General features: G+C 65.3%; 10 protein-coding genes. 4 read left to right on the forward strand and 6 right to left on the reverse strand.

Going from position 1 to position 13,131, the window contains the following annotated elements; all coding sequences use genetic code 11:
- Positions 1–5 precede the first annotated feature (5 nt).
- Positions 6–3,641: a S8 family serine peptidase gene (locus tag A3E1_RS0104640; protein ID WP_020519575.1), complete on the forward strand. Its 3,636-nt coding sequence runs from the start codon at positions 6–8 to the stop codon at positions 3,639–3,641.
- Positions 3,642–3,713: 72 nt separating this feature from the next.
- Positions 3,714–4,385 carry a lysophospholipid acyltransferase family protein gene (locus A3E1_RS0104645; protein ID WP_020519576.1) on the forward strand — a complete coding sequence of 224 codons (672 nt, stop codon included), beginning with the start codon at positions 3,714–3,716 and terminating at the stop codon, positions 4,383–4,385.
- On the opposite strand, the gene A3E1_RS38905 is transcribed toward A3E1_RS0104645, so the two are convergent.
- A complete protein-coding gene (locus A3E1_RS38905) occupies positions 4,382–5,731 on the reverse strand; it encodes a condensation domain-containing protein (protein WP_020519577.1) in 1,350 nt (449 codons plus the stop codon). The genes A3E1_RS0104645 and A3E1_RS38905 overlap by 4 nt on opposite strands.
- 197 nt (positions 5,732–5,928) lie before the next feature.
- On the opposite strand from A3E1_RS38905, the gene A3E1_RS44415 reads away from it, so the two are divergent.
- Positions 5,929–7,821: a DivIVA domain-containing protein gene (locus A3E1_RS44415; protein WP_051104777.1), complete on the forward strand. Its 1,893-nt coding sequence runs from the start codon at positions 5,929–5,931 to the stop codon at positions 7,819–7,821.
- Here the strand turns inward: A3E1_RS44415 and A3E1_RS0104660 are convergent, their stop codons facing one another.
- Both A3E1_RS0104660 and A3E1_RS0104665 read right to left on the reverse strand, forming a co-directional pair.
- The gene (locus A3E1_RS0104660; RefSeq protein WP_157631312.1) at positions 7,822–8,529 is read right to left on the reverse strand and encodes a hypothetical protein; all 708 of its coding nucleotides are present in this window, start codon (positions 8,527–8,529) and stop codon (positions 7,822–7,824) included. It abuts the gene before it with no gap.
- A gap of 87 nt (positions 8,530–8,616) precedes the next feature.
- A complete protein-coding gene (locus tag A3E1_RS0104665; protein ID WP_020519579.1) occupies positions 8,617–9,447 on the reverse strand; it encodes a GNAT family N-acetyltransferase in 831 nt (276 codons plus the stop codon).
- Between the two features lie 76 nt (positions 9,448–9,523).
- Between A3E1_RS0104665 and A3E1_RS0104670 the strand changes: the two genes are divergently transcribed.
- On the forward strand, positions 9,524–10,510 hold the full coding sequence (locus A3E1_RS0104670) for a hypothetical protein (RefSeq protein ID WP_157631313.1): 987 nt from the start codon (positions 9,524–9,526) through the stop codon (positions 10,508–10,510).
- On the opposite strand, the gene A3E1_RS46975 is transcribed toward A3E1_RS0104670, so the two are convergent.
- The 3 genes from A3E1_RS46975 to A3E1_RS0104685 are packed head-to-tail and all read right to left on the reverse strand — an operon-like array spanning position 10,394 to position 13,109.
- Positions 10,394–10,927 carry a hypothetical protein gene (locus A3E1_RS46975; protein WP_157631314.1) on the reverse strand — a complete coding sequence of 178 codons (534 nt, stop codon included), beginning with the start codon at positions 10,925–10,927 and terminating at the stop codon, positions 10,394–10,396. The genes A3E1_RS0104670 and A3E1_RS46975 overlap by 117 nt on opposite strands.
- Positions 10,924–12,651, reverse strand: a complete 1,728-nt coding sequence (locus A3E1_RS44420) for a hypothetical protein (protein ID WP_051104778.1) — start codon at positions 12,649–12,651, stop codon at positions 10,924–10,926. Before A3E1_RS44420 ends, A3E1_RS46975 begins: the two co-directional genes overlap by 4 nt.
- Positions 12,648–13,109, reverse strand: a complete 462-nt coding sequence (locus A3E1_RS0104685; RefSeq protein WP_157631315.1) for a DUF4352 domain-containing protein — start codon at positions 13,107–13,109, stop codon at positions 12,648–12,650. The genes A3E1_RS44420 and A3E1_RS0104685 overlap by 4 nt, the downstream gene beginning before the upstream one ends.
- Positions 13,110–13,131: the final 22 nt, after the last annotated feature.

Here is a 13,131-nt window from a genome sequence, read left to right on the forward strand (position 1 = left end):
GTGCCATGCGTAGAAACAAGCTTTTCATCATCTCGCTAACACTCGCGTTGCTCGCCGGGCCGATCCCCGCGCACAGCGCTGGCGTGACACAGCCCCGGCTTCCGTCGCGCGTGGACACCTCACCGCACCGGGTCACGCTGATCACCGGTGACGTCGTCACGTTCTTCGCTGACAACACCTTCGCCGTCGAGGCCGCCCCACGCCCCGACGGCCGTGACGTCACGTTCACGGGGCTCACCGGATCCACGATCGCGGGCAGCCGTGACCTTTACGTCATTCCCTCCGATGTGGACGACGACACCCGCCTGGACCGGGAGCTGTTCAACGTCACCGGTCTCGTGCGCGAAGGCCTGGACCAGGCCACCACCCTGCCCGTGCTCATCAAGCAGGCCAACGGCTATGACGGCGTGCGCGTCGACGGCAAACGCAAGGGCGAATTCCTGCGCGGGCTAGCCCAGCAAACGAAAGTCTGGCTGGACCACCGGCGCAAAGTCGCCCTTGACGTGAGTGTGCCGCAGATTGGCGCACCCGCGGCTTGGGGTGCCGGTCTCGACGGCACCGGCGTCACCGTGGCTGTCATCGATACCGGCATCGACGCCACCCACCCGGATCTGTCTGACCGGGTCGTGGCCGAGCACAACTTCACCGAGGACCCCGACGCGGCCGACCTCTACGGGCACGGAACCCATGTCGCCTCAACGATCGCGGGCTCGGGAGCCGCCTCGGGCGGACGCTACAAAGGTGTCGCCCCAGGCGCGAAACTCATCAACGCCAAGGCCTGTGACGGCTCCGGTTCCTGCTACGACTCGTGGCTCATCGACGCGATGAACTACGCGGCGTCCTCGGGCGCGAAGGTCATCAACATGAGTGTCGGCGGCGGCATCAGCGACGGCACCGATCCGTTATCGCTGGAACTCAACCGCCTCACCGCCGAAACCGGGGCGCTTTTCGTTGTCGCGGCGGGAAATACGGGAGAGTTCGGGCCGGTCACGGTCGGGTCTCCGGGCGCGGCACAGGCAGCGTTGACGGTCGGTGCGGTTGACCGCGACGACAAGCTCGCGAACTTCTCCAGCCGTGGCCCCCGCTATCTCGACGCGGGCATCAAGCCCGACCTGACGGCGCCCGGCGTGAGCATCGTCGCCGCGCGTGCCGTTGACACGGCCATGGGCACACCCGTGGGCGATAGCTACACCTCGGCCAGCGGCACCTCGATGGCCACTCCTCATGTCGCCGGAGCCGCCGCGATCCTGGCTCAGCAGCATCCACAGTGGACACCGCAACGTCTCAAAGACACCCTCGTGTCCACAGCCGCCGACGTCAACATCAAGGTCACCGAAGGCGGTTCCGGAAGAACCGACATCTCTCGCGCGTACTCAGCGAAGCTAACCGCCCCCGCCGCCGTTGACTTCGGCCGCCTCAAGCGCCAGTCGCTGAAGCTGAAAAAGCTGACCTACCACAACAACTCTGACCGTTCCGTGACCGTCAACCTCGCCCTGACCGGCACCGGCTGGAACGGCCGCCCGATCCCGGTGGGCGCCACCGCACTCACCGGCCGGATCACCGTCCCCGCCCGCGGGCAAGCCGACGCGTTCCTCATCGTGAACACGTTCTTCGGCCCCAACGGCTCGTATTCCGGCGTCATCACCGCTACCGCGGACGGCGTCAGCCTGCGCACGCCGGTCAGTTTCTACGTCGTGGCCCCCACCCACACCCTCACCACACGCGTGCTCGATCACCAAGGGCAGCAAGCGACCCCGGGCGTCTACGTGATGCGCGACGACTTCGATCAGGCCGCCAACAACGATCCGTTCGCGCAACTGTTCTATGACGCGGAACAAACCGCCGACGGCACGTTCACCGCAGAGGTCCCCACTGGAAGCTACAGCGTGCTGTCCGCGCTGGCGCAACGTCCCGCGACGGGCCGCCTGCGCTGGACCGCACTATCCAAAGTGGACATACCTGTTTCCCGCAAGACCGGCGTCACCCTCGACGCCCGCCTAGCGGTGCCACTGCGAACCGACGCCGGAGACGCCGAAGCACGGGTGCACTCGGTGTCGTTTAGCCGTTCCGTGCCCGGCGGAGCCGCCGCGGTCTTAGGCTGCGCCTGCGCTATCGGCGACGCCTACGCCACCCCGACCCTTGCCCCGCGGTTCGGCAAGCTGAACCTGCAAGACACGTGGACCTTCACCGACCGCATCACCTGGTTCACCGCCGCAGGCCACGAACTGCGCGGCATCCACGACCCCGCCCTGTGGGCGGCCGGCCTGCCGGGACAGAGCACGCAACCGGCCGTCTGGGCCGGCGACGGTTCTGACTTCACCGGCATCGACGTAGCTGGAAAGGTTGCCCTGGTAGGGCTTCCCGCCGAGAACACGTCACTGGCCACCTACTACGCGGCCCGCAACGCCCACACGGCTGGTGCCAAAGCGATCGTCACGTTCGTCGACACCGAAGGCGCGGCACCGGTGCCCACGTCCTATCGCGACCTCGCCTACCTCGGGCTCTCGCGCGCTGACGGCCTGGCGGTGAAAACCGCTGGGACACTGGCAGTCACGACAAAACCCAACCCCGCGTTCATCTACAACCTGCACTACGGTCCCGATAGCGGCATCCCCAGCGACCTGACCCACCGCGTCGACCCGGCCAAACTCACCCGCGTGGACGCCGAATATCACGCCGACCTGCCCGGGCTAGCCTCATGGCGGGCGTTCATCGGATTCCGCAACGACGCCGCCGGCACGATCGTCATGCCAGCCATCAACCTCAACGGCCCAGCCAAAATCACCGAATACGTCGGCGGCAGCGCCGATGCGATCCAGAAGGTGACCTGGACCCGCATCGCGGTCATCCACGACAAGGGCCGCAACCAGATCACGATGTACAACCGCCGTCCCATGGGCGGCACCGACGTGTGGTTCTCCGGCCCGAGTTCCCCGGGCGGATTCGATCCGCACAACCGGTCGTTCTTCCGGCTGAACCTTGCAGGGCAAGAACAATTCCTGCGGCCCAGCACCTACATGGGCGACGGATCGGTGGGACACCTGCTCGACGTCGACAGCCACGGCTACCGCGCGACAACCTACCGCCTGTTCCGCGACGGGACCGAGATCCCCCCGATCGGGTCACCATATTCCTCGGTGCCTGATTTCCCAGTACCAGCTGAAGAATTTGAATATCGTCTGGAAGCTAAGACCGTCTTGCCGGCCAGCGGCCCCGGTGGGCCAGTGCAAGCGATCCGCCGCTTGTCCCCGCGCGTCGACACCACGTGGACCTTCCGGTCCGGGCGCGGAAATCCGGCGCCCTGCTTCCAAGGATCACCCTTCGAATGCAAGGACGAATCGTTGCTGCAACCGTTCTACCGGCTCGGCCTCGACCTCTACAACAACGCCCCAGCCGGGCAACCGCACACCATCGGCGTGGACGTCAAGCGCACCAACACCGGCGAGACGGCCGCACTGACCGGACTGCGCGCCTGGTTCTCCACCGACGAGGGAGCCACCTGGCACGAAACCACGGTCACCAATGGCAACACGACGATCCAGAACCCGGCCACCGGCTATGTCTGGCTCAAAGTCGAGGCCACGACCGCCACCGGCGAACGCGTCACGCAGACCGTCGAGCGCATCTACAGCGTCACCTAGCAGCCCGTCGCGGCGGGCACGCGGCCAGCGTGCCCGCCACCTGCTTGTCAGCGCCGCGTAAACTCCAAGATCGTGCTACTTCCCAAGACCGTACGCGGTGTCATCGCCCCGGCAGCCCGGCTTATCTACCGTCCGGTGATCGAAGGAGCGCACAACGTCCCCAAGCGCGGCCCGGTCATCTTGGCTGCCAATCATTTGTCGTTTATCGACAGTTTCGTCATCCCGCTGGTTACCCCGCGGCCCGTGGCATTCCTGGCCAAAGAGGAATTCTTTACCCAGCCCGGCATAAAGGGCTGGCTCAAACGCTCCTTCTTCATCGGCACCGACGCCATCCCGGTCCCACGCGGCGGTCACCGCGCCGCCCAAGCAGCACTCGAGCTGGCCCTGGACGTCCTCACCGAGGGACACGCGTTCGGCATTCACCCCGAGGGCAGCCGCTCACGCGACGGCCGGATCTACCGCGGCCGCACCGGCGTCGCGTGGCTGGCCCTCGCCTCCGGAGCGCCGGTCGTGCCGGTCGGGCTCATCGGCACCGACAAGATTCAGCCCGTGGGAGCGCGGCTGCCCAAGCTAGGCCGCATCACGGTCCGCTTCGGTGAGCCGATGTATTTCGCACAGCCCGAAGGCAGCGCAGGCGCAAAAGTACGCCGCGACGTCACCGACGACATCATGGCCGCTATCCAAAAGCTAAGCGGACAGGAAATCGCCGACAGCTACAACGAACTGTCAGCAGCGGCCGGCTAAGGCGCACCCAGGGCAAGAGCCTGCGTGACGACCAGATCCTCGATGCCGTAAAGGAAACGCTCCATATCCGGCTTGGGCACCAGAGCGCTGTCAGCCGTCATCGACAACTCCAGCGCACCCCGGGCATCGCCAGCCCCCAGCGCGAACGTCGTATACGTCCGCGGCTCGAACTCGACCGGCCACGTCAGAACCGTCCGGGCGACAGCCTCGGAAAGTGGTTCAGGGGAAGCCTTTTCGAGGTTCAGGATCGGCATCAGCCCACGCGTGTCGTTGATGACACACGAATAATCAGCCACTGCCTCACCGGCCGACCGGCGCTGTTCAATCTCGCGATCCAGGGTGAGCTTGTCGTAGTAAGCGTGCCGCTGCGTGGACAGCGTCGCCCCGAAAGCACGCCTGATCACGTCAGCGAAATCCTTGTCGATATCGGGCAGAAAGAAGAAGCCTTCATTGGCCACCACGTTCACACCCGTCGCCAAACCAGGCAGGAACCGGTTGCTCACGACAACCTGAAACAACGCATCACGTACGCCGGTGATGCGCCCAGCCGACGCGGAAGCGGCCGCCAGCAACACCGACGACGGTGTGACCGCCAAATCAGCGGCGATCCAGTCCAGCGCCAGGGCCAAAGCCGGAGAATGCAAGCACGCGTTAGGGAATTTCGGCGCCGGCGGTTGCCCAGCATAAGCGGGGAACAGGCAAACCGGACCCTGGGCGAGCTTGTCCAGCATCGACCGCCGGGCAGCGGCGTCACGCCGCCTGCCACGATCAGACAACTGAAACGCGGCTTCCTCCAGCGGCTGCATCAGATCCTCACGCGCCTTAGGCACGCTGCCAAGCAGATCCACGAAATCGGCCAGCAGGTTGCGTAACCCCCAGCCATCGCTGGCGGTATGCGGCATCGAGAAGATGACATAGCGCACGAGACCGCCCGCCTCGATCAGCCCGATGCGCAGCGGCCACTCATTCGCACAGTCAAACGTGCGCCCCTGAAGCTCGTGATAGAGCGCATAGGCATTTTCAGTGACGTCATCTTCGGCGGTCTGTCGGGAGAGGACCGGTATCGCGCCGCTCGCGTGCACGACCTGCGTCAACTGACCGTCATCACCCAGATGAAGCCGCGTGCGCAAAGAGTCATGCAAATGAAGCAGGCTACGAAAGATCTCATCGGCCCGTGCCAGCGTTATGCCAGGCGACACGGGTGATCCACCGGTCACGTTGTACCTAGCGGCGTCATTGCCGAGGCTGCTGACCACATTCCAGATCTTCTGCTGTCCCCAGGTGGCCGGGCCTGAACCCGATCTCCCGGAGGTGAAGGTGACCTCGAGCTGCCGGTCGGATTGCACCCTGGTTTACTCCACTTCCGCGTAGTTGCGCGATGTTCCGCGACCGCCGCGCGTCGAGTCTCACCCATGCCTGATCAGATGTCGATGGCTGCATAGGTAGACCGAGTTGGCCGAAGTGGTACAGAGGGCGTAGTGACGTGGCCTTCTGCGGCGCGTAGCGTGTCGCTGTGCACGCGGACGTTTGGAGGAGATGACGTATGTCCCAGGCTAAAGACCAGCCCAGTCGTGATGACATGATCGCGCGGCCGGGCTTTGAAGTCGGGCTGCGTGGCTACGACAAACGGCAGGTCGACCAATACGTCGCCCGCGTCGACAGTGAACTCACCGCGCTCATGGGCGAGCGTAAGCGCGCTTTCGGCCAGATCCAGGACATGGGTTCGCAGATTCAGAAGCTGCAAAATGAGCTTACTGAACTGCACCAGCGGCCGGCCCAGATCGAGCGCGCTTCGTTTCGCCACCTTGGCCCGATGGTCGACCAGATCCTTGCCCTGGCTGAGAAACAGTCCGAGGCGATCGTCGCCAACGCGGTCGAGCGAGCCGGGCATCACCAGGCAAAAGCCGACAAGCTGCTCGTAGAGGCGCGCGAGCAGGCCGACGGTCTGCGTGCGGAAGGCGATGCCGCTAAAGAAGAGGCCGAAAAGGAAGCAGCCCAGGTCAAAGAGCAGACCGCGCAGCAGGCTGAGCTGGCCCGTGCCGAGATCGAAGCGCTCCTGGAAGCGGCCCGTAACCAGGCCCAGCAGGAAGCGGCACAGATGAAGGCCGTCGCCGAGCGCGAGATCAACGATCTGCGTCAGGCGGTCAACCAGAAGAACTCCGCGCTCGCCGCCGAGGCCCAGCACTACGCCGCTGACCTCAAGCGCCGCGCGGAAGAGCAGGCGTCAACCGCTCAGCAGACTCTCAATGCTTTGCAGCACGAGATCCAGACCAAGCGTCAGGCTGTGGCGCAACATCAGTCCGAACTGGACAGTGTGCAGCAGCGCCTCGGCCAGTCACGGCAAGAAGGTGCGGCCGCCGATCGTGAGCTGGCTCAGCTGCAGCAGCGTCTCGGCGAGACCACGCAGGAACTGACCGCTCAGTTGAGCCGGCTCGACGAGGCTCAGCGGGCAGCCGATGCCGCGGAAAAGCACGCGATCGAGGTCAGGGCGCGGGTCCAGCGGGAAGCCGAACGCGTCGCCAGCCTTGCCGCGGCAGCGGTCATGGCAGCGGCCGCGCGTGGTTCTGATGCCACGGGCGAGTTCCCCATCGTCCAGTTAGGACCCCAGGGTGCCGCCGCTCAGCAGCCTATGGCCCAGCCTCTTGAGGAAGCGCTGGCCGGTCTCAACGGCCAGAACGCTGAGCATTTGAGTCAGGCTCCCGAGTCCGAACTGCGCCGTCAGGCTGAAGCGCAGCGTCAAGCTCAGCAGCAGCGTGAGGCCGAGATGCGCCACGACGTGGCACAGCGCCAGGCCGAGTTCCAGCGGCAGGCTGAGTTCCAGCGTCAAGCCGAAGCACAGCGCCAGGCTCAGCAGCAGCACGAGGCCCAATTGCGTCAGGCCGAGTTCCAGCGCGAGGCCGAAGCCCGTCACGAGGCAGCCCAGCTCGAAGCGGAAGCGCGCCAGGCTGAGGCCCAGCGTGAAGCCGAAGCGCAGCGCGAAGCCGAGCTGCGCCAGGAAGAAGCGCAGCGGGACGCGGAAGCGCAGCAGGAAGCCGAAGCGCGACACGACGAAGCCCAGCGGGAAGCCGAAGCCGCCCAGCGCGAGGCTGAAGCGCAGCACGACGAAGCGCGGCGGGAAGCGGAAGCCGCCCAGCGCGAGGCCGAGTTGCGTCAGGACGAAGCGCGCGAAGCCGAAGGCCAGCACAGCGAAGGTCAGCCTGGGGCGTTGCCGCGCCGGGATCCGTTTGGCCGTGAGCCGTTGCCGCGGCGTGAGCCTGACGCCTATGTCCGGCAGGATCGCGAATACTTCGGGCAGCCGGAGCAAGAGCCACTGCCGCGGCGTGAGCCTGAGATCCCGGCTCAGCGGGAGCCAGGGGAGTACTTCGGGCGGGAAACTGAGTTCCCGCCGGACGACGTGGCCCAGCGCGACGCTGAGCCAGCCACGTCAGAACGTTAGCTAAACCTGCTGGGGCGCTTCGGACTCAAACGTCTGGGGCGCCTCATCCAGCGAGCCCGTGGACTGCGCCGGGATGACCGCGGCGGTGGCCGTGTTCGGCTCTTCCGGGCCGAGCACGCGCAACTGGCTTTGCATGAACGTGCGCAACTGTGACCGGTAGTCGCGGTCAAACTGTTGCAGCGCTTCGATTTGCTGCTGCACCGAGGCGCGCTTGATCTCCAGGCTGCCGACCACGTCCTGATAACGCTGACGGGCCTCGCGCTCAAGAGCGTCTGCTTTGGACTGTGCCGATTTGGTGATCTCCTCGGCCTTCGCCCGCGCTTCCGACAAGGTCATGTCGGCTTCCCGGCGCACCGTCTCGGCGTGACCTTGGGCGTCACGTGCCAGCTCTTCGGCCCGTGCCCGGGCGTCTGAAAGAGCTTTGTTGGCGTCGCGGCGTACGCCCTCGGCAATGGCTTGGGCGTCTTTGGCTGTTTGTTCGGCTTTGGCCCGCGCGTCGGTGCGGATGCGCTCAGCTTCCTGCTGGGCGTTGGCCACGTGCTCTTCGGCCGTTCGCCGGGCTAGCACCAGCACTTGCAGCGCCTGCCTTTCCATTTCAGCGTCGGGGAGGACCGGCGCCACCTGCTGTGGTGCGTCAAGCATTTCGCTTTCCTGGCCTGGTCCGCTGAACAGCCCTTTGACGCGGCCTTTCACTCCTCTGTCGGTCATCGGAAAGACCTCCCTGCTTGAGCAAACCTCGGCGCCTTGACCGCGGCATGGTACCAAGCTGCTGAAGAAGATTCACCCGCGGCCGAGTTAGCCAAGCTCCAAACTGGTAACTCCGAACAACCCACTCAAATCGATCCGCGGCGCCCCTGCGGTGTACATCCGCGCCGTCTCGAACTGCGGCTGCATCCCTTGCCGCGTAACGAGTTTGATCGCCGCCGGATTGATGTCTGGCACGTCGATCGTTAGCGGCGCAGGCAGTCTGCTTAGGATAAGTGCCACGATCTGCGGTGATTCACCATAAAGAGGCCCAACCCGGTATTCGGTTTCACTCGGGCGGGCGACCCCCAATCCGGCGATTTGCCCATCGCGTACTGCCGCGACCGCCTGCCGGTCTGGCAAGCTAAGCCAGCAGGCCAGAAAGCTGTCCCTGGCAGCAGGAAAGAACCGTCTGTCGTAGGCCGCTATGGCGTCGAACGGCAAGCTTCGTGCGTCCACCAACTGGACGTCAGGCAACGCATCCTGTGGCGCAGGGACACCGGCGAACCGCACGTTGGACCACGCTGTCGTGAAACCGGAAGCGCGGTAGTCGGCCTGACGCTCCACAACGCCATCAAGCCCGACATTACGGCCAGCCATCCGGCGCATGCCCGCCTGCCAGATCTGCAGCCCAAACCCCTTGCCCCGAAACGGTTCCCGGGCGATGTAGAACCCAAGGAACCCGTGCCCGGCCTCGTAACGCACAACCGAGATGCAGGCAGCGGGCACACCGCCGACGCGGCCCATCAGAAACCCCTGCGGATCGGCGCTAAGGAACGCGAAGCGATCGTCGCGGCCAGGGTTCCAGCCCTCGTCGGCGGCCCACCGTCCCATGAGCCGGACATCATCAAGGCTGGCAACGGAAATCTCTAACGTCGGCATCTTTGACAACCTAGTCAGATTTCCCGGTCATGCTAGGAGGCGCGGCGATGGCATGTCGTCCAGTAAGCTGTCGCCCGTGCAGCAGACCGCCGCCGATGTCTTACAGCTGGTCCGCTCGGCCGGAGCCAAGCTCGCTGAGCACTGGCCGACCTTGCTTGCCCTGACCTTCGCTGGTTTCACGGCCAAACTCGCCACGGTCAAACTGGCCGTCCTCGCCAGCGGGATCGCTTGGGCCGCAGGGGTGTTCGTGCACGCCTTCGCGCCAGCCGCGTTACTCGCCACCATCTTGCTGATGTTCCGCAAGATGCTTCCCTCGCGCTCTTGGCCCACGTTCACCGTCGTTTTGGTGCCATTCCTGCTCATTTATATAAGCACCAACCACTTCGATGGGTACTCTGTGAACCCGGCCCTGGAGCCCCAGGTGACCATGGACGTGGCAGCGGCGAGCGTGCTGATCGGCGCGATCCTGCTGCGCTGGCTGATGCCGTTGTGGGCAGCCGTGAACGATCAGCCGTGGGCCGCCTATGTGCGCATGGGCCTGGACATCTGCTGGATGTCGCTGCTGGCGCTGACGATCGCGACTCACCCGCTGTCGCGTTTGATCGCCGACCTCGCTGAGCCGGTGTCGTGGGTGTTCAGCACCGCTTTGATGGTCATCATCGTGCCGGTGGCGTGGCTTGCTGTCGGTGCCCTGGCCACGGGAGTCAACCCGCTGGAAACGCCAGACCTGGTCCGCCGGGTGGGCTTGCCGCTGACGCTGGCGACCAGTTTGCTGATCGTGGTCGTTCAGCTGATCCCGTTGCTGCTGTGGCAGATCGAGCGGCTGATCCTCGGTGCCCGCGATCCGGAAACGTTCTGGCTTCCGCTGTCGGGCATTTTCGGCGCGGTCAACAGTGCGATCGGCGTGTTCTTGCTGGTGTGCCTGGTCGCCGCGTTCGTGGAGCGGTCAAGCGGCGGGCAGCCGGGCATAGGCGGGCAGCGCGGCGGGGCGCATGACGCGGACGGCGACGGGTTTGGCTTCGGCGGGCGTGACGAACAAGACGGTCACCTGATAGGTGTTTAGCCCTTTGTCCTCGGCCGTGCAGGTCGGCGGGGGCATGCGCACGGCGGAAAGTTCACTGGGCTGGGTGCCAAAGACACGGCCCGCACTGTCCTCAAGCGACAGTTGACATCCGTCGAGGCTGCGCTGGTCACTGACTTGGATCTCGATGACCGCCCGCCACGCACGCACCTGATCGGGCAGTTTCACCGGCTTGGCCTCGCCGTCGTAAAGATCAGCCGTGGTCACGAGGTTGAGCAGGCGCAGTTTGGCGTCGGAGTAGGCCACCCACTGCGTTGGCTCAGCGGTGACGGCCTGCCCCGGGCTGCGCACGTCGAAGTAGCCGGTGCGGTCCAGGGCCACGATCCCGAACGCCGCTGTCACGGGCAGCAGCGCGACGAGTCCCCACAGGTTGCGCTTGAAGAAATTGGTCTGGTTCACGGCCGCACCTCAGCCGCGCCAAGCGTCGCCGAAGACTGATCCGCGAGCACGCTCAAGGCTGGCAGGTCAACGGAGGCCATCGCCTCCATGCTCAAGAGTGCTGGGTCGGGAGCGAACAGCGCGGTCAGGCCGCCCAGGGCGTCCTTGGGCACTTCGAAGACGACTTCACCCTCCAGCGGAATCCCCGGCTGGAAAGTGCGTTTGCCATCGAGCAACGGCTGGCCAAGACGGTCCGTCGCGAGGAACGTCCGCCCGCTGTGATCACGAAGCGCCACATAGCTGACCGTCCCCGGTTCGTTGCTGGCGACCACGCGCACGCGCAGCACCACCCACACGCCCTGGGAGTCGTGAGCCGATCCTCCGGATTGGACAGTCGACACGGCTTTGGCGGTCTGCACCGTGATCGCGAACTTGCGCAAACTGACCGTCTCGCCTTGCTCACCTGAGGTCACAAACGGCCGCTGAACGCGCTCCGGGTCGGGACCCAGCCAGCGCAGCCCACCGCCAATGGCCAGCGTCGCGAGCACGAGCCCCGTGGCGATGGCACCGCTGACGATCCGTTCTCCCGCACTGCGTTTACGCCGCGGCGGAATGAACGCCATGCTCGGCCCAGCGGGAGCGCTGGGGGCAGGGCTCGTCTTGGCTTTACTCTTACGCTTCTTCTTCGTGTCCGCTGGCGGAAGGTCAGTCAGGGTGCCGTCAGCGTCAGGCGCCCGCCAATAGGTTCCTTCGCTGCCAGCACCTTCGGCCGTGCCAGAGTCCCAGCTGTCATCCTTCGAAGCAGCCCACGGATCGCTTGCCGCGCCTGAATCCCACGAGGCGCTGCCCGAACCGCTAGCCGAATCCCAGTAGGACGAGCCGCTGCTTATCGTGTCGTCAGCGAACCCGGTGCCGGATCCGGTGCCAGCGCCCCAGAATCCGCCGGATGACGTCGGCGAATTGTTGCCGATCGTCGCCTCGTCAAAGCTGGTGCCACTGCCCGAGCCGCGGAAGTAGCCAGAGTCCTTGCTAGAAGTGCGGTTGAGCTCGGCTTCGCGTTCGAGTTCGGCGAGGCGCTGGCGTTCGCGCTCGGCCTCGCGGGCGAGTTCGCTTTGGCGTGCCCGTTCCTCTTCGGCTTTACGGGCTAGCTCAGCTTGCCGCTGCCGCTCCTGCTCGACTTCGCGTTGCAGTTCAGCGACTCTGGCGCGCTCGCGTTCGAATTCTTCCTCGATCTCGCGGGCACGGGTGCGCTCGACCTCGGCCATGAACTCAAGGTCGGCCTTGCGCTGACGCTCGCGTTCGAGCTCGGCCTGCCGTTCGCGTTCGGCGGCCGATTCCTTCTCAAGCTTCGCGAGGCGCTCTTGCTCGATCTCGCGTTCCAGCTCGGCTTTGCGTTTGCGTTCCCGCTCAGCGTGCCGCTCGAACTCTTCGGCCTGTTGTTTGTCCAGCCGCTCTTTGCGTTCGGCCTCAAGCTGGCGCAGCTCTTCTTCTTCGCGCTTCTTTTCGGCCGACGACTTGCGGCTAAACCAGCGCCTCGGTTCCGGGGCTTCCCCGTTTTCGGCGCTCTCCGGCTCGGCCGGGGCCGCTATCTTGCCTTTGCGGGCGAGCTTCTTGGCGGCTTTGTCACTGGAGCGGATCCAGCTGCCATCGGGCGCCTGAATCCACTCGTCGCTGAGGATTTCGGCTTCTTTCTCGCCACCGCCGAGATTCTTGAGCCGGTCGTAACGGTTTTTCGAGGAGCTCACGGGGCGGTCACCGCCACGGTGACGGGCTGCGCGCCGGAGATCTGCACGGTCAGTTGCTGGGGCGATGCCGTCGCGGCAGCCTGCTCCCAGGCGAACACCACTTCTTCCGGCATTCCGGGATGTAGCCGGTCAATTTGCGTGCTATCCCGCAAAAGCACAACACCAGGTTCGGGTTTCACTAAACCGTCCACTCCGGACAATCGGACCATTGAACTCAGGCCAGAAGCACTGCTATCGCCGGTGACCTCGACCTTGGCGCGGACGATCAGCCAGCGGTTGGCCGCGTCAGCCCGCTGCAGCGGAGGCCGGTCAGTGGCGGTCGATGCCGACAAAACGCTGACCTGCCAAGGTTTCGCCGCCTCGGCTGGTTTCACCAGCGCGCCGATCAAACCGCTCACCGCGAACAGGAGCAGCACAGCACCGCTGCCCCACCAGGTGATCGATTCCCGCCTAGTCACAACGCGGAGCATACCGGTTAGA

Source organism: Catelliglobosispora koreensis DSM 44566 (assembly GCF_000379685.1).
Taxonomy (GTDB): domain Bacteria; phylum Actinomycetota; class Actinomycetes; order Mycobacteriales; family Micromonosporaceae; genus Catelliglobosispora; species Catelliglobosispora koreensis.

What these genes read in the sequence shown, in the direction of transcription:
- A3E1_RS44415 (WP_051104777.1), top strand. Translation starts at nt 5,929, where the DNA reads ATGTCCCAGGCTAAAGACCAGCCCAGTCGTGATGACATGATCGCGCGG.
- A3E1_RS0104660 (WP_157631312.1), bottom strand. Translation starts at nt 8,529, where the DNA reads ATGACCGACAGAGGAGTGAAAGGCCGCGTCAAAGGGCTGTTCAGCGGA.
- A3E1_RS0104640 (WP_020519575.1), top strand. Translation starts at nt 6, where the DNA reads ATGCGTAGAAACAAGCTTTTCATCATCTCGCTAACACTCGCGTTGCTC.
- A3E1_RS0104665 (WP_020519579.1), bottom strand. Translation starts at nt 9,447, where the DNA reads ATGCCGACGTTAGAGATTTCCGTTGCCAGCCTTGATGATGTCCGGCTC.